This is a genomic window from Paraburkholderia sp. Ac-20347 (assembly GCF_017104805.1).
GTDB classification, from domain to species: domain Bacteria; phylum Pseudomonadota; class Gammaproteobacteria; order Burkholderiales; family Burkholderiaceae; genus Paraburkholderia; species Paraburkholderia tropica.
This window is the reverse complement of sequence record NZ_JAAGPN010000233.1, coordinates 1-13,015: the sequence shown is the minus strand read 5'-3', so window position 1 is coordinate 13,015 and position 13,015 is coordinate 1. Positions and strand designations below refer to the sequence as shown.

Here is a 13,015-nt window from a genome sequence, read left to right as displayed (position 1 = left end):
TCGCGTCGGCGGCCGCGGCGAATCCGCGTTGCGTGGCGGCGATCAGCGCCGTGGCATGGTCCGGCGCGTCGAGCGCGCGCGCCATCGTCTGCGTTTCGGCGCAGAGCGCCTCGAACGGTTGCGCGGCGCTCATGTACGCGCCGAGCGTGAGCGTCGGCGCGATGCGTTGCAGCGGCGTCATCAGCGCCGCGTGGGCGGGCGTGACGATCAGCAGGTCGGGCGCGAGCGTGAGCAGCACGTCGAAATTCGGCTGATAGAGCAGCCCGACGTCGACGACGCCCGGCGGCAGCGGCGGCGCGACGATCCCGCTCGCGTACCAGTCCGGCAGCGGAATGCCGACCGGCGCGCGGCCGAGCGCGAGCAGCGTTTCGGTCAGCTCCCAGTTGAGGACCACGATCCGCCGGGGCGAGCGAGGTGAACGGGGCGGCGTCACCGCGAAGCTTGATGTGGACACCAGCGCGCCAAGTGCAGCGAGCACGCGACGGCGGCGCGGATTCGTGGTGTGCGCGCTCATGCCGGAAACCCCAGACGGCGCCCGCTCGACGGATCGACGCTCACGCTCATCGGCACGCCGTAGATCGATTCGAGCCGCAGCGGATCGATGATGTCGGCGGCGCGCTCGCGCATCAGCAGGCGCCCCTCGCGCAGCGCGACGATGCGGTCGCAAAAGCGCGCGGCCATGTTCACATCGTGCAGCACGACGACCGCGCTCATCGCGCCCGAGGCGCAGAGCGCGCGCACGAGGTCGAGCACCGCAAGCTGATGGCCGATGTCGAGCGCGGCGGTCGGTTCGTCGAGCAGCATGCAGCGGCAGTCCTGCGCGACCAGCATCGCGAGCCACGCGCGCTGGCGCTCGCCGCCCGAGAGCACATCGACGGGACGATCGGCGTACGCGAGCACGTCGGCGGCGCGCATGGCGCGCTCGACCCGCGCGGCGTCGTCGTCGCTGAAACGGCCCAGCGCGCCGTGCCATGGATAGCGCCCGAGCGCGACGAGTTCGCGGACGGTCATGCCGTCGGTGAGCGGCGTTTGCTGCGGCAGATACGCGACCTGGCGCGCGAACTCGCGCGCGCTCCACTGCGCGAGCGGCCGGCCCGCGTATCGGATCGTGCCGGCGGCGGGATCGAGCTGGCGCGCGAGCAGTTTGACGAGCGTCGATTTGCCCGAGCCGTTGTGGCCGACGAGGCCGGTCACGCGCGCGTGCTCGATCGTGAGGTCGAGCGGATGCAGCAGTGTGCGGCCACCGGCGGCGAACGCGACGCCTTCGAGCGTAAACGCCGTCTGCGTGTTCGTCGTGTTTTGCGTCATGTCGTGCGCCGCTTCGTGCAGGATCGCGTTCATGCTGCGCTCGCCATGTTGTTGCCGCTGTTGCCGTTACCGTGGGCGAGGCTGGAATGTGTCGCGCCGATCCGCCCGCTGTCGAGCTTGATCAGACGATCGGCGAGATCGAAATACCGGTCGTCGTGCGTAATCACGAGCACCGTTTTTCCCTTCGCTTTCAGCTCCGGGAGCAGCGTGCGATAGAACACGTCCTTGAAGGCCGGGTCCTGATCGGCGGCCCATTCGTCGAACACGTAGAACGGCCGATCCTCCAGAAACGCGACCAGCAGCGCGAGGCGTTTGCGTTGTCCCTGCGAGAGCGCCAGCGTGGAAAACGCGCCATCCTGAATCCGCACCTTGTGGTCGAGTTGCAGCGCGACGAGCAGCGCGCGCGCCGCGTTTTCGCGTCCGGCGCTCAAGCCGAGCAGCGAATCGAACAGATGGAAGTCGCTGAAGACCACGGAAAAATGCTGACGATAGGCGGCGCGCGTCGCGTCGTCCACGGCCGCGCCGTCGACCAGCAGGCGGCCGCGCTCGGGCGCATACAGGCCGACGAGCAGTTTCGCGAGCGTGGTCTTGCCGCTGCCGTTGCCGCCGACGAGGAACACCGTTTCGCCCGCGCGAAACGTCAGATCGATCGGGCCGAGCGTGAAGAAGCCGTCTTCGTTTTCGCGCACGTAACGATGCTCGACGCCTTCCAGCGCGATGCGCGAAAACGCAGGCTGAGCGGACGGCGCGAGGTCGGTATCGACATCGGTATCGACATCGGCAAGGCGGCCCTGTTCGGGCGGCAGCGCGGCTTCGAGCTTGCCGATCCGCTCGAACGCCACGCGCGCCGAACTGATTGCGGGCAGCGCCGCCAGCAGACCTTCCACGGGCATGATCAGATAGAGAAAGACGAGCGCGTAACCGGACATCACGTGCGCATCGGCGTCGAACAGGCGCGCGAGCACGAAGATCGTCAGGCCGACGAAGCCGAACAGCAGCAGATTGCCCCAACTCGCCGCGAGCGCATGCAGCACGTAGCCGCGCGTGCGTTGCGCGCGCACCGCTTCCACGTGCGGCGCGAGCTGGCCGCCGACGAACGCATCGGCGCGTGCGCGATGCAGCTTCAGTTCCTTCGCGCCGTCGAACAGCGCGCGAAACTGGCGCAACAGTTCGTCCTCGCGTTCGCGCGAAGCACGCAGATGGCGCAGCGCGCGCGAACCGACGAGATGCGTGCCGAACGTCCCCGCGCCGAGCACCGCGAGCGCGACGCCGAGAATCGGCAGCGACAGCATGCCCAGATAGGCGAGGCAACCGGCGATCACCGCGCCCTGCATCGCAATCGACGGCAGGCTCACGAAGAACACGACGATGCTGTCGAGGTCCTGGGTCAGCGCGCCGAGCGCACGCGCCGCGCCGCAGCGCTCCAGATCGCGGAACGAGGCCGCGGCGATGCGGCCGATCGTCTGCATGCGCAGGCGCGCTTTCACGCGCTGGCCGAGGTACATGAAGAGCGTCTGCGAACCGACGCGCGTGGCGAGCACCAGTGCGGCGAGCAGCGCGAAGCGCACGCCCAGTTGCACGAGTTGCGCGCCCGACGCCTGTAACGCCTGGTTGATGAGCGCGACGAGCGCCGCGTTCGCGAAGCCGCTCACGAGACTCACGAGCAGGGCGAGCGGCAGAAGCCAGCGCGAGCTGCGGATCAATGAAGCAATCAGAGGCATAAGCGGCGGAAAAGTCGGTCTTGCGCGTATCGATCGTGTGTCGCCTGTGTCGATCACAGGAAATCACTGCGGATCACAGGGTTAATTCCACGAATGAGAAGCATTATTGATTTCGGACGGGGTTACGCCCGAAGCCTTGATGGGTAAGGAGATTACCGGCTTATGCGAATTAAAGGCGGACAGATGATATCGATTTTTTGACAAAATTTGGTCAATTTCCAATATCATGGGTCACTTCCTTTCGCGCCCGTGCGTCCGTCCGATGAAGTCGTTTCTGCTCAAGCGCTACCCGATGGCCCGCACGCCGCTGCCGCGCGAGGTCGCCGCGACGCTTGTGAACTACCGTCACGGCGAACGCGTGACATGGCATCAGCATCGTCACGGTCAGCTGGTGTTCGCGGTCAAAGGCGTGATTCGCGTGCTCACGCCCGCGCGCACGTGGACCGTGCCGCAGTCGCGTGCGGTGTGGCTGCCGTCGGATGTCGATCATGAACTGCACGCGGTCGGCGCTACGGCGCTGTGCAGCGTCTATCTGGAACCCGATGTGTTTCCGTGGCCGTGGGAAGATCCCGCCGTGATCGGCGTGTCGGCCTTGCTGCGTGAACTCGCGCTCACACTGGTCGAGGGCGCGGACAGCTATACGGCCACGAGCCGCGCGGGCCTCGCCGCGCCGTTGATGCTGAAAGTGCTGGCGGAAACGCCCAGCCTCGCGGAGCCCGGCGTGCCCTTGCCACGCGACGAGCGCCTGCTCAAGCTCTGCGAGCACATGATGAACGACCCGGGCAGCGATCTCTCGCTCGACTTCTGGGGCGAGCAGTTCGGGGCGAGCGGACGCACGCTCGCGCGCCGCCTGCACGCGGAAACCGGGCTGACCTTCGTGGCGTGGCGTCAGCAGATGCGCGTGGCGGAAGCGATCACGCGCCTCACGCTCGGGCATTCGGTGGCGCAGGTCGCGAAAGATCTCGGTTATCGCAGCGCGAGCGCGTTTATCGTCATGTTCCGCCAGGTGACGGGCGAGTCGCCGCAACGCTATCTGGCGTCGAGTTGAAGGCGTGCGGTTGTCGCATCGACGCCGCCGCTTCGTCGCCTTCACTGACCTGAAGGCTTGCCCCACACGATCGATTCGGGATGGCGCTGGAGATAATCGGCCAGCGCGTTCACGCTCGCGAGCGTCCGGCGCAGTTGCGTCGTGGCCGTGCGCACGTCGGTTTGCAAGGGCGAATCCGCTTCGAGCGTGGTGCGTGCAGCGGCAAAAGACGCCTGCGCAAAAGCCAGCGTGGACTGCGTTTGTGGAACGGTTTCATCGTTCAGTGTCTTGAGTAGCGCATTCGCGCCGTTGAGCGACGCATCGACGTTCCGGCCGATTTCGTCGAACGGCACGCGATCGAGTTTCGCGACGATATCGCCGAGCAGGTCTTGCAGCTCTTCGATGGTGTTCGGCACCGTCGGCAGCTCGACCGCCGCGCGCGTTGCATCGAAATGAACCGGCGGCGCCTTGGGGAAAAAGTCGAGCGCGATATAACGCTGGCCCGTGAGCACACTGCCCATGCGCACCTGGCCGCGCAGACCTTGCGCGATCATGTCGCTCAGCAGCGCGCGTCCGCCCGGGCCGTCGCCTTTGCCGAGCGCCGCGCGATAGCGTCGCCCGAGCCGGAACGGATAGAGATTCAGACTGACGATCATGTCGAAGCCGCCGCGCGCCGTGTTGCTATCGACGTCGATCCGCGTGACGTTGCCGATCTCCACGCCATGAAAATCGACCGGCGCGCCCACGGCGAGGCCGCGCAACGATTCGCGAAAGCGCATCTGCACGGGCGCGGCCGGGCCGTTGGTGTTGCGCAGCGCGTCGGTGCGGTTGTCGGCGAGGGTGAAGGTGCGGCTGTCGTGCGACGGCGGAGCGGCTTCGGCGGGCGAGTCGAATTGCACGCCGCCGCGCAGCATCGCTTCGAGCGGCTGCAGGTCGACGTTGAAGCCGCGCGAATCGAGTTGCACGTCGATTCCGCTGGCCTGCCACCAGCGCGTCGACGACGTGACATAGCGATCGAACGGCGCGTTCACGAACACGTCGACATCGACTTCCTGGCCGTTTTTCGGCAGCGTGTAACCGAGAATCTGCCCGACGGCGACGCGATGAAAATAGACCGGCGAACCCGCCTGCAGCGAACCCAGCGACGCGGCGCGCAGAATGAAGCGGCTGCCACGTCGGTCGGCGTTCACCACGGGCGGCGTTTCCAGGCCGATAAAGCTGTGGCACGTTGCGCGGGCACTGCCAATATCCACGTCGATATACGGCGCGGTGCGCAGGGTTTCGAGCCCCGAAATACCGCCTGCATCGATACGCGGACGCGCCACCCAGAAGCGCGTCCCGCAGGTCGCGAGGCGGGCGGCGTCCGCCATCAGCCGCACCACGGCGGTCACGTGCGAGTGGTCTCGCGACAGATGCAGCGTTTCGAGCTCGCCCACTTCCACGTTGCGGTAGCGCACACGCGTCTTGCCCGCCTGCAAACCGGCTCCGCTAACGAAGTCGATCGTCAGTTCCGGGCCGCGCGGGAGCAGCGCGTGAGCGAGCAACAGGCCACCGGCGAGCAAGGCGATGAGCGGCGCGAGGCTCAGCGGCGAAAACATCGCGCGGAGCATTCAGAGCTTCCCCGCAATGACATCGCCGAGCGCGCGCCGGAACCGGCCGAACGCGTCACGTGCGCGAATCCACAAGCCGCAGATGGCGCTGGCTTTGCCGTCGACGGTCATGGTCGAAAGCTCAGTATCAGCGTCAGATAAGCGAGCGCCGCGAAGACGCCCGCCATCGTGCCGTAATAGTCGCGCGCGCCCGGACCGAGCAGGCGATGGGCGGGAATGCCGACCGCGCAATACGCGGCCGCGAAGACGAGCGTGATGACCAGCGTAGGATGGCCCGCCGACCACGCGAATTCCGCCAGGTGTTTCATGATCAGGCATCCTGATTATTAAAAGGGTTCCGAACGATGAAATCTCGCGTGGTCGGGCCGGGTGCTTTGGGTGTTTTAGTGCGTGGGATTAATGCATCTGCGCGACGAGCGCTTCCGCACCTTTATCCAGGCCGGTTTTCGCGGCGCTCAACGAGCCAAACGCGGCGGGCAGATTCATCGCATTCGGATATTGCTTGGTCACATAGGCTTTCAGCAGACGGCCATCGTTGCTGTCGTACACCTCGACCGCATACGACACCGAGCCGCTGAACGCGCCCTGGCCGCCGCGCACCGCCTGCACGCCGTTGTAGAGATTGCCGGCGATATCGAAATGCATCGCCTGACCCACGAGCAGCGTGGTGCTTTCCGCGCCGGTCAGCGTCACCTTCACGCGCAGCACGCCGGGGCCGCTCTGGTTCGTCATCTGGAAGCGTTTGCCGAGGTTTTCGGTGAAGGCCTGCTGCGCATAGCGGGCGAGCGTGGTTTTGTCGTCGTCTTTCATGTCGCCGAATTGCGCGTCGGCGCCGTGATAGACCGCGACGGGGTCGAGCACGACCTGCGTATAGCGCGACCAGGAGACGGGAATGCCGTAGGCGAGCGGCACCTTGTTGCGGTCGTCGCCGTGATTCGGCTGCAACTGGTGCGTGGCGTCGATGCCGGAGTACGCGACCGGCTGCACGCCGGCGCAGGCGGCAAGAAGAAGGGACAGCGTGCCCGTGACGAGGGGAAGTGCGAGGCGTTGGCCGAACATCGGAAGGTTCCTTGGATGGATTAAGCGGGCGCTGAAAGTGGATTGGGTGAAACAGTGAGAAACCGCTGTTCACTGCGGACGCAGCGTAACGGCAAATCCGATAAATGTAAACCGTCTACCCGGTTTGTTTTTATGGCGAGGCGGAATTGGTTACAATCATGTCCGCAACCGACCGACCGTTCGCCAGGCCCAGCCTTTCACGCGGATCGGCGCGCGATTCCCTCGCCGACGCGGCCACGCACAAAGTCACGCCCGACGTCTCGCTCTTAGTCACGCCCTTGAATCGACATGGATAACCCGACCCGCTCCGAACTGTCCCGCAAGAAAGCCATCGCCGCCGCGCTGGCGATTCTGACGAGGGAGGGCGCGGGCGCGTTGACGTTCGACGCGTTGTCGCGCGAAAGCGGCATCAGCAAGGGCGGGCTGCTGCATCAGTTCCGCACCAAGAACGGCGTGCTGGAGGCGCTGCTGGAGCATCAGCTCAGCGAGTTTCATCGGATCGCGGCCGATTATCTGGGCAAGGAAGGCGAGAAAAAGGCCGAGCCGACGCTCAATGCGCAGATCGAGATTTTTCGCGAGGCCGTGAATCAGCCGAACTCGGTCGCGCGCGCGATGCTGGCGGTGATGGTGGAATCGCCCGAGATGCTCGGGCGCGTGCGGGACACCGACAATCGCGTGACGAAAACCATCGAGAGCGAAGCGCGCGACGAGGAACTCGCGCTGCTGCGGTATTTCGCGGCCAGCGGCATGGCGTTTCATACGCTCATCGGCCTGACCGAACTGGACGGCGCGCGGCGCAATCGTCTGTTCGACCGCTTGCAGGACGACGCGAGCTGGGCGCCGCTCGAAAAGAAGCGCAAGACGGCGAAGTAGGCGCGCGTTTTTAATCGGCTTTTTTAGTCGTCTTTCACGCGCGGGCCGGCTTCGCGACCGATTTTGGCCTGACGACGCGCGCGCTCGTTGATGATCTGATGACGCCGATGATCGGTCATCTTCTTCCAGCCACGCGCTTCCTCGCGCGTGCGGTAACAGCCCGTGCACAAACCGGTTTTGCCATCGAACGCACAGAGTTCGATGCACGGCGATTTCACGGCCATCGCTTACTTGAAATAGCTGTGGACGACTTCGATCAGCTGCTCGGTGCTGCTGCCGTGTTCGTCGGCCGGTTCCGCATCGACGAGATGGGTGCGGATGTGATCCTCCAGCACCACGGCGAGCAGACCGTTCATCGCGCCGCGGCTGCTGGTGATCAGTTGCAGCACGTCCATGCAGCCGCGCTCGTCCTCGAGCGCGCGCTCGATGGCCTCGACTTGCCCCTTGATGCGGCGCACGCGGTTGAGCAGCTTCTGTTTTTCGCGAATCGTGTGACTCATGCCTGACCTCGACGGATGGGAAGCCCGAGTATACCGCTGCCTATAGCGAGGGGGACTAGGCTACGCGCCGCGACATCAGGCCGCGAGCGCCGTCAATCCTTGATAACCGACGATCAGACCGACGAGCAGGATCAGCGCACCGGAGAAATACGGCGCCTTGCGCGCGAAATCGCCGAATCCGCTCCACTTTTTCGACATGTGCTTGACGCTTAGCGCCGCCAGCGTGCCCGAGACGACCATCGTCAGCGCAAGGCCGATGCTGAAGCAGAGCACGAGCGACGCGCCGAGCGCGAAGCGCTTCAGTTGCAGACACAGCAGCAGCACGGTGATCGACGCGGGACACGGCACGAGTCCGCCGGTCAGGCCGAACATGACGATCTGGCCGGTGGTGACGTCGCGATTCGCGAAGCGGCGGCGGATGTCGTTCGCGTGCGCGCGTTCGTGGGCGTCCTGGTACTCGGTGGAGGAGGCGTCGAGGTCGGCGTGGTGGTGATCATGGTCGTGATCGTGATGATCGTGGTGGTGATGGCCGTGCGCGTGCCCATGTTCGTGCGCGTGCGCCGCGCGCTGCTCGCGCCAGGTGCGCCCGATCATCCACACCGCGACGCCGACGATCAGCACCGCCGAGGCCACCTGAAACCACGGTTCGCTGCTCGCGGCGTTCCAGTTGCGGCCGAAGTACATGCCGATGAGCGCGATGGCCCACACCACGGCGGTATGCGAGAGCGTCGCCGACAAGCCCAGCAACACCGCCTGCCCAACCGTGCCACGAATTGCGACGATGAACGCGGCCATCATCGTTTTCGAGTGGCCCGGTTCCAGTCCGTGCAGCGCGCCCAGCAGGATCGCGCTCGGAATGAACAGCCATGCGCTGGATGCGCCCTGCGAAAGAAGATGCGAAAAGTCCATCATGCTGCGGTTTCCTGGATGACTGACTGACTGGCGGCGTACACCGCGTCACGTCCGATCGAGACGATTCATATACGGTAGGGGGGTATACTACGATAAATAGGGTGAGGGGGTATACTAATTCCCGCGCCCGCTTCGTTGCAGGGCATTTCTCGATGCGCTTATAATCCGGGCTCTTTTCGGGGAGTCGCCGCGCCTGGCGCGCACCCGCCGTCTGAACCCCGAGCGCGCGCCGCGCCCTGACGCCACGCCGTCATCACTGGCGACGCGCGTCGCATCGATGTGAATTCCATGAAGAGAAAACGCTGGATCGTGCTGCTGTGCCTGATTCTTTCGGCGGCAGCGGCGGCGCACTTCCTGCGCCCGCGCTACACGCCCGCCGAGCGCGACTACTACACCGTGCTGCTCTGTATGGTGATAAACAACGGCACCCACGACCCGCGCAAGGACATGCGCGAGGTGGTGGAGAACGGCAACTCGGATTACGCGCTGCACATGCAGGAATACAACCCGGCGGCCGCCAACGACGCGCTGACGCGCTTCAACAAGCTCGGTAGCGAGGACCAGCGCGCGGCGGGACAGAGCCGCGCGGAATGCCAGCGTTTGCTGGGCTTGAACGCCCAGCGCTAGACAAGCTAGACAAGCTAGACAAGCTGGAAAAAAGCGGCGGGAAGAGAGCGCAGGCGCTCGCGCGATGCGAGCGCCCGAAGTGCGGAACGTCGAGACTTATTCGTGCGCCGCGGATTGAAGCTTCGCCGTGGCATCGCCGAACTGCAGCGCGGCCAGTTGCGCGTACAGCGGCGAGCTTTCGAGCAGGTCCGCGTGACGCCCTTGCGCGACGATGCGGCCATGCTCCAGCACCACGATGCGGTCGGCCTGCTGCACGGTCGCCAGCCGATGCGCGATCACCAGCGTGGTGCGATTCTGCGCCGCGTTGTCGAGCGCCGTCTGCACGAGCCGTTCGCTGGCGGCGTCGAGCGCGCTGGTGGCTTCGTCAAGCAGCAGAATCGGCGGGTCCTTGAGAATCGCGCGGGCAATCGCGATGCGCTGGCGCTGTCCGCCCGAAAGCCGCACGCCGCGTTCGCCGAGGAAGGTGTCATAGCCTTCCGGCAATTGCTCGATGAATCCGGCGGCGGCGGCCATGTCGGCGGCGCGGCGCACCTCGTCGAGCGTGGCGTCCGGCATGCCGTAGCGGATGTTGTCGAGCACGCTGCCCGAAAAAATCACCGATTCCTGCAACACCACGCCGATCGCCTGGCGCAATGAGGCGAGCGTCACATCGCGCGTCGGCACGCCGTTGATGAGGATGCGGCCCGACTGCGGATCGTAGAAACGCAGCAGCAACTGGAACAGCGTGGTCTTGCCCGCACCCGACGGCCCGACCAGCGCGACATGCTCGCCCGGACGCACATCGAGCGAAAAGCCCGCGAGCGCCGCGATGCCCGGCCGCGACGGATACGAAAAGCCCACGTTCTCGAAACGGATGCCGTCGCCCTGAGCGGGCAGCGGCACGGGCTTGTCGGCTTCTTCCACCGGCGAGCGTGCCGCCAGCAACTGCAACAGCCGCTCGGTCGCGCCCGCCGCGCGCTGCAGATCGCCCCAGACTTCGGCCACCGCGCCCACGGCGCCCGCCGTGAACACCGCGTAGAGAATGAACTGCGACAGCTGGCCGCCCGTCATGCTGCCCGCGAGCACCGCCTTCGCGCCGAGCCAGAGCACGAACACGATGGCCGCGAACACGAACACGATCACCACGGCCGTCAGGCTCGCGCGCGCCCGGATGCGCGTGAGCGCGGTGTCGAACGCGGCTTCGACCGCGCCGCCGAAGCGCTTCGTCTCATAGCCTTCCTGCGTGTACGACTGCACGGTCGGCATCGCATTGAGCACTTCGCCGGCCAGCGCGCTCGCATTCGCGACCTTGTCCTGACTCGCGCGCGAAAGCCGCCGCACCCGCCGCCCGAACACGACGATCGGCAGCACCACGACGATCAGCGTCGCAATGATGTAGCCGGACAGCACCGGGCTGGTGGCCACCAGCATCGTCACGCCGCCGACGGTCAGCAGCGCGTTGCGCAGGCCGAGCGACAGGCTGGTGCCGACTACGGCCTGGATCAGCGTGGTGTCGGTGGTGAGGCGCGAGAGCACTTCGCCCGTCTGCGTGGTCTCGAAGAATTGCGGGCTCATGCGCATGACGTGCGCGTAGACCGCGCGCCGCAGATCGGCCGTCACGCGCTCGCCGAGCCACGAGACCCAGTAGAAACGCAGCGCGGTGGCGGCCGCGAGGATCAGCGACACGACGAACAGCGCGATGAAATAGCGATCGATATGCGCGCGGTTGCCGCTGGCGAAACCGCGATCGATCAGATATTTGAACGCAACGGGCAGCGCCAGCGTCGCGCCCGCCGAGGTCAGCAGCGCGAGAAAGGCGAGCGCCCAGCGCCCGGCATAGGGGCGCAGGAACGGCAACAGGGCAAACAGCGGAGCAACGCGCGACGAGCGGACGGCGGCTTCTGGCATGGCAAGTCTCGGAGTCGAGCGAATAAGAAGGAAAGCGTGACGATACACGCGGTAGCGGTGCGGGCGATGTCAGTCCGGCAGCGGCCCGTTGCGCAACTGTTCGCGCTCCTGCGGCGTCATGCTTTGCCACTGCTTCCACTGACGCCATTTGCCGCGCTGGCGGCAGCCGCCGTGGCCGCGGAATCCGCCGAACAGAATCCGGCAGAGCACGAGCAGGCCGATGGCGCGCGGATAGTCGATGGCGTGCGCATCGACGACGAGCGACGGCACGATCCAGTTCCACAGGCTCATAACGACCCAGCCCAGCAGCGCGACGATGGCCAGCACCACCACGATTTTGGCGAAAATCTTGCGGCGAAATTGCATGTTGTTCTCCTTCGGTTCAGATGTCATAGCCGTCCCACGACGCCCGCAGACGCTCGCGCAGATGCAGCACCGCGTAACGCTTGCGCGCCAGCAGCGTGTTCACGCCCACGCCGGTCGCGGCGGCCAGTTCCTTGAAGCTGCGCCCGTCCAGTTCGTGCGCGACGAACACCTCGCGCTGGCTGGCGGGCAGTTCGTCGAGCGCGTCGCGCAGCGTGTCGAGCAGCGCCGCGCGCGCATACGCGGCCTCGGGGCCGCCGTCGGCCGAGGGCAGTGCGAGGTCGAGGCGGTAGTCGCTGTGATCGTCGCCGGGCTCCGCACCGCTTGGGCCGCTTTGGCCGATGCCGCCGCCGAGATCGGCGAGCGGCACTTCCTTGCGTTTTCGAAAACGGTCGACGATCCGGTTGCGCGCGACGCGAAACAGCCACGCGCCGACCTGTTCGATCGGCTCGGGCAGTCGCCAGGCCTCGACGAGTTCCTCGAAAACGTCCTGAAGAATGTCCTCGGCTTCGTCCTGGTCGATCACGCGGCGACGGATGAAACTGCGCAGCCTCGGACGCTCGCGGGCGACGGTGTCGGCGATGTCGCGGTCCGGTAGGTCCGGAAGGTCCGGATGGGGCAGCGGGTTCGGGGTGAGCGGCGGTTCCATACCCGTGAAGACGATTCGGGAAGGGAAATATTGTGACACCAGCCGAAGATCGGGTTGGGCCGCCGGCGTGGCCCAACCCTGCGTGCGGGAAAGATTACGCGGGGATTACGCCGCCGCGAGACTCGCGGGCGCCAGCTTCGCCGCGCTGACGAGCTTGCGCGTGTAGGCGTGCGCGGGCGCGTCGAGCACCGCGAGCGTGTCGCCGGTCTCAACGATCTTGCCGCCGTGCATCACCACGAGGCGATGCGAAACGGCGCGCAGCACGTCGATATCGTGGCTGATGAACACGTAGCTCAGGCCGTGACGCCGTTGCAGCGTCGTGAGCAGCGCAAGAATCTGCTGCTGGATCGAGACGTCGAGCGCGCTCGTCGGTTCGTCGAGCACGAGCATGCGCGGATTGACCGCAAGCGCGCGCGCAATCGCGATGCGCTGACGCTGGCCGCCCGAAAACGCGGCGGGCAGGCGCGAGGCCGCGTCGG

Annotated in this window: 16 protein-coding genes; 3 read left to right on the top strand and 13 right to left on the bottom strand. The window is 66.0% G+C overall.

Features of this window, described 5'->3' with window-relative positions:
- From G3N97_RS30165 to G3N97_RS30155, 3 genes are all read right to left on the bottom strand, one after another.
- A partial coding sequence (locus G3N97_RS30165; protein WP_205996596.1) for an ABC transporter substrate-binding protein occupies nt 1–514 on the bottom strand: 514 nt, incomplete at its 3' end.
- A complete protein-coding gene (locus G3N97_RS30160; protein WP_205996597.1) occupies nt 511–1,308 on the bottom strand; it encodes an ATP-binding cassette domain-containing protein in 798 nt (265 codons plus the stop codon). The genes G3N97_RS30160 and G3N97_RS30165, both read right to left, overlap by 4 nt.
- Nucleotides 1,309–1,337: 29 nt before the next feature.
- Complete coding sequence (locus tag G3N97_RS30155; RefSeq protein WP_205996595.1) at nt 1,338–3,029, bottom strand: cyclic peptide export ABC transporter; 1,692 nt, start codon at nt 3,027–3,029, stop codon at nt 1,338–1,340.
- A 262-nt stretch (nt 3,030–3,291) separates the two neighbouring features.
- Between G3N97_RS30155 and G3N97_RS30150 the strand changes: the two genes are divergently transcribed.
- Nucleotides 3,292–4,077: a helix-turn-helix transcriptional regulator gene (locus G3N97_RS30150; RefSeq protein ID WP_205996594.1), complete on the top strand. Its 786-nt coding sequence runs from the start codon at nt 3,292–3,294 to the stop codon at nt 4,075–4,077.
- Between the two features lie 41 nt (nt 4,078–4,118).
- On the opposite strand, the gene G3N97_RS30145 is transcribed toward G3N97_RS30150, so the two are convergent.
- From G3N97_RS30145 to G3N97_RS30135, 3 genes are all read right to left on the bottom strand, one after another.
- Nucleotides 4,119–5,666, bottom strand: a complete 1,548-nt coding sequence (locus G3N97_RS30145) for an MlaD family protein (RefSeq protein ID WP_205996593.1) — start codon at nt 5,664–5,666, stop codon at nt 4,119–4,121.
- A gap of 107 nt (nt 5,667–5,773) precedes the next feature.
- On the bottom strand, nt 5,774–5,974 hold the full coding sequence (locus tag G3N97_RS30140; RefSeq protein ID WP_205996592.1) for a hypothetical protein: 201 nt from the start codon (nt 5,972–5,974) through the stop codon (nt 5,774–5,776).
- A gap of 88 nt (nt 5,975–6,062) precedes the next feature.
- Nucleotides 6,063–6,725, bottom strand: coding sequence for a DUF3313 domain-containing protein (locus G3N97_RS30135; protein WP_205996591.1), 663 nt, complete (start codon nt 6,723–6,725; stop codon nt 6,063–6,065).
- A gap of 288 nt (nt 6,726–7,013) precedes the next feature.
- Here G3N97_RS30135 and G3N97_RS30130 point away from each other — a divergent pair, with 288 nt between their 5' ends.
- Entirely contained in the window at nt 7,014–7,598 is a 585-nt protein-coding gene (locus G3N97_RS30130) for a TetR family transcriptional regulator (RefSeq protein ID WP_205996590.1), read from the top strand.
- 23 nt (nt 7,599–7,621) lie between these two features.
- Here the strand turns inward: G3N97_RS30130 and G3N97_RS30125 are convergent, their stop codons facing one another.
- The 3 genes from G3N97_RS30125 to G3N97_RS30115 all read right to left on the bottom strand — a co-directional run bounded on the left by G3N97_RS30125 (nt 7,622) and on the right by G3N97_RS30115 (nt 9,010).
- Entirely contained in the window at nt 7,622–7,822 is a 201-nt protein-coding gene (locus G3N97_RS30125; protein ID WP_205996589.1) for a DUF1289 domain-containing protein, read from the bottom strand.
- Nucleotides 7,823–7,825: 3 nt separating this feature from the next.
- Complete coding sequence (locus tag G3N97_RS30120) at nt 7,826–8,098, bottom strand: metal/formaldehyde-sensitive transcriptional repressor (RefSeq protein ID WP_205996588.1); 273 nt, start codon at nt 8,096–8,098, stop codon at nt 7,826–7,828.
- A gap of 75 nt (nt 8,099–8,173) precedes the next feature.
- Nucleotides 8,174–9,010 carry a nickel/cobalt efflux transporter gene (locus G3N97_RS30115; protein WP_205996587.1) on the bottom strand — a complete coding sequence of 279 codons (837 nt, stop codon included), beginning with the start codon at nt 9,008–9,010 and terminating at the stop codon, nt 8,174–8,176.
- A gap of 288 nt (nt 9,011–9,298) precedes the next feature.
- On the opposite strand from G3N97_RS30115, the gene G3N97_RS30110 reads away from it, so the two are divergent.
- The gene (locus G3N97_RS30110; protein WP_205996586.1) at nt 9,299–9,637 is read left to right on the top strand and encodes a hypothetical protein; all 339 of its coding nucleotides are present in this window, start codon (nt 9,299–9,301) and stop codon (nt 9,635–9,637) included.
- A 96-nt stretch (nt 9,638–9,733) separates the two neighbouring features.
- On the opposite strand, the gene G3N97_RS30105 is transcribed toward G3N97_RS30110, so the two are convergent.
- The 4 genes from G3N97_RS30105 to G3N97_RS30090 form a co-directional block, all read right to left on the bottom strand.
- A complete protein-coding gene (locus G3N97_RS30105) occupies nt 9,734–11,524 on the bottom strand; it encodes an ABC transporter transmembrane domain-containing protein (RefSeq protein ID WP_205996585.1) in 1,791 nt (596 codons plus the stop codon).
- Nucleotides 11,525–11,593: 69 nt separating this feature from the next.
- Complete coding sequence (locus G3N97_RS30100) at nt 11,594–11,890, bottom strand: hypothetical protein (protein ID WP_205996584.1); 297 nt, start codon at nt 11,888–11,890, stop codon at nt 11,594–11,596.
- A gap of 16 nt (nt 11,891–11,906) precedes the next feature.
- Entirely contained in the window at nt 11,907–12,536 is a 630-nt protein-coding gene (locus G3N97_RS30095) for a sigma-70 family RNA polymerase sigma factor (RefSeq protein WP_205996583.1), read from the bottom strand.
- A gap of 105 nt (nt 12,537–12,641) precedes the next feature.
- A partial coding sequence (locus tag G3N97_RS30090; protein WP_205996582.1) for an ABC transporter ATP-binding protein occupies nt 12,642–13,015 on the bottom strand: 374 nt, incomplete at its 5' end.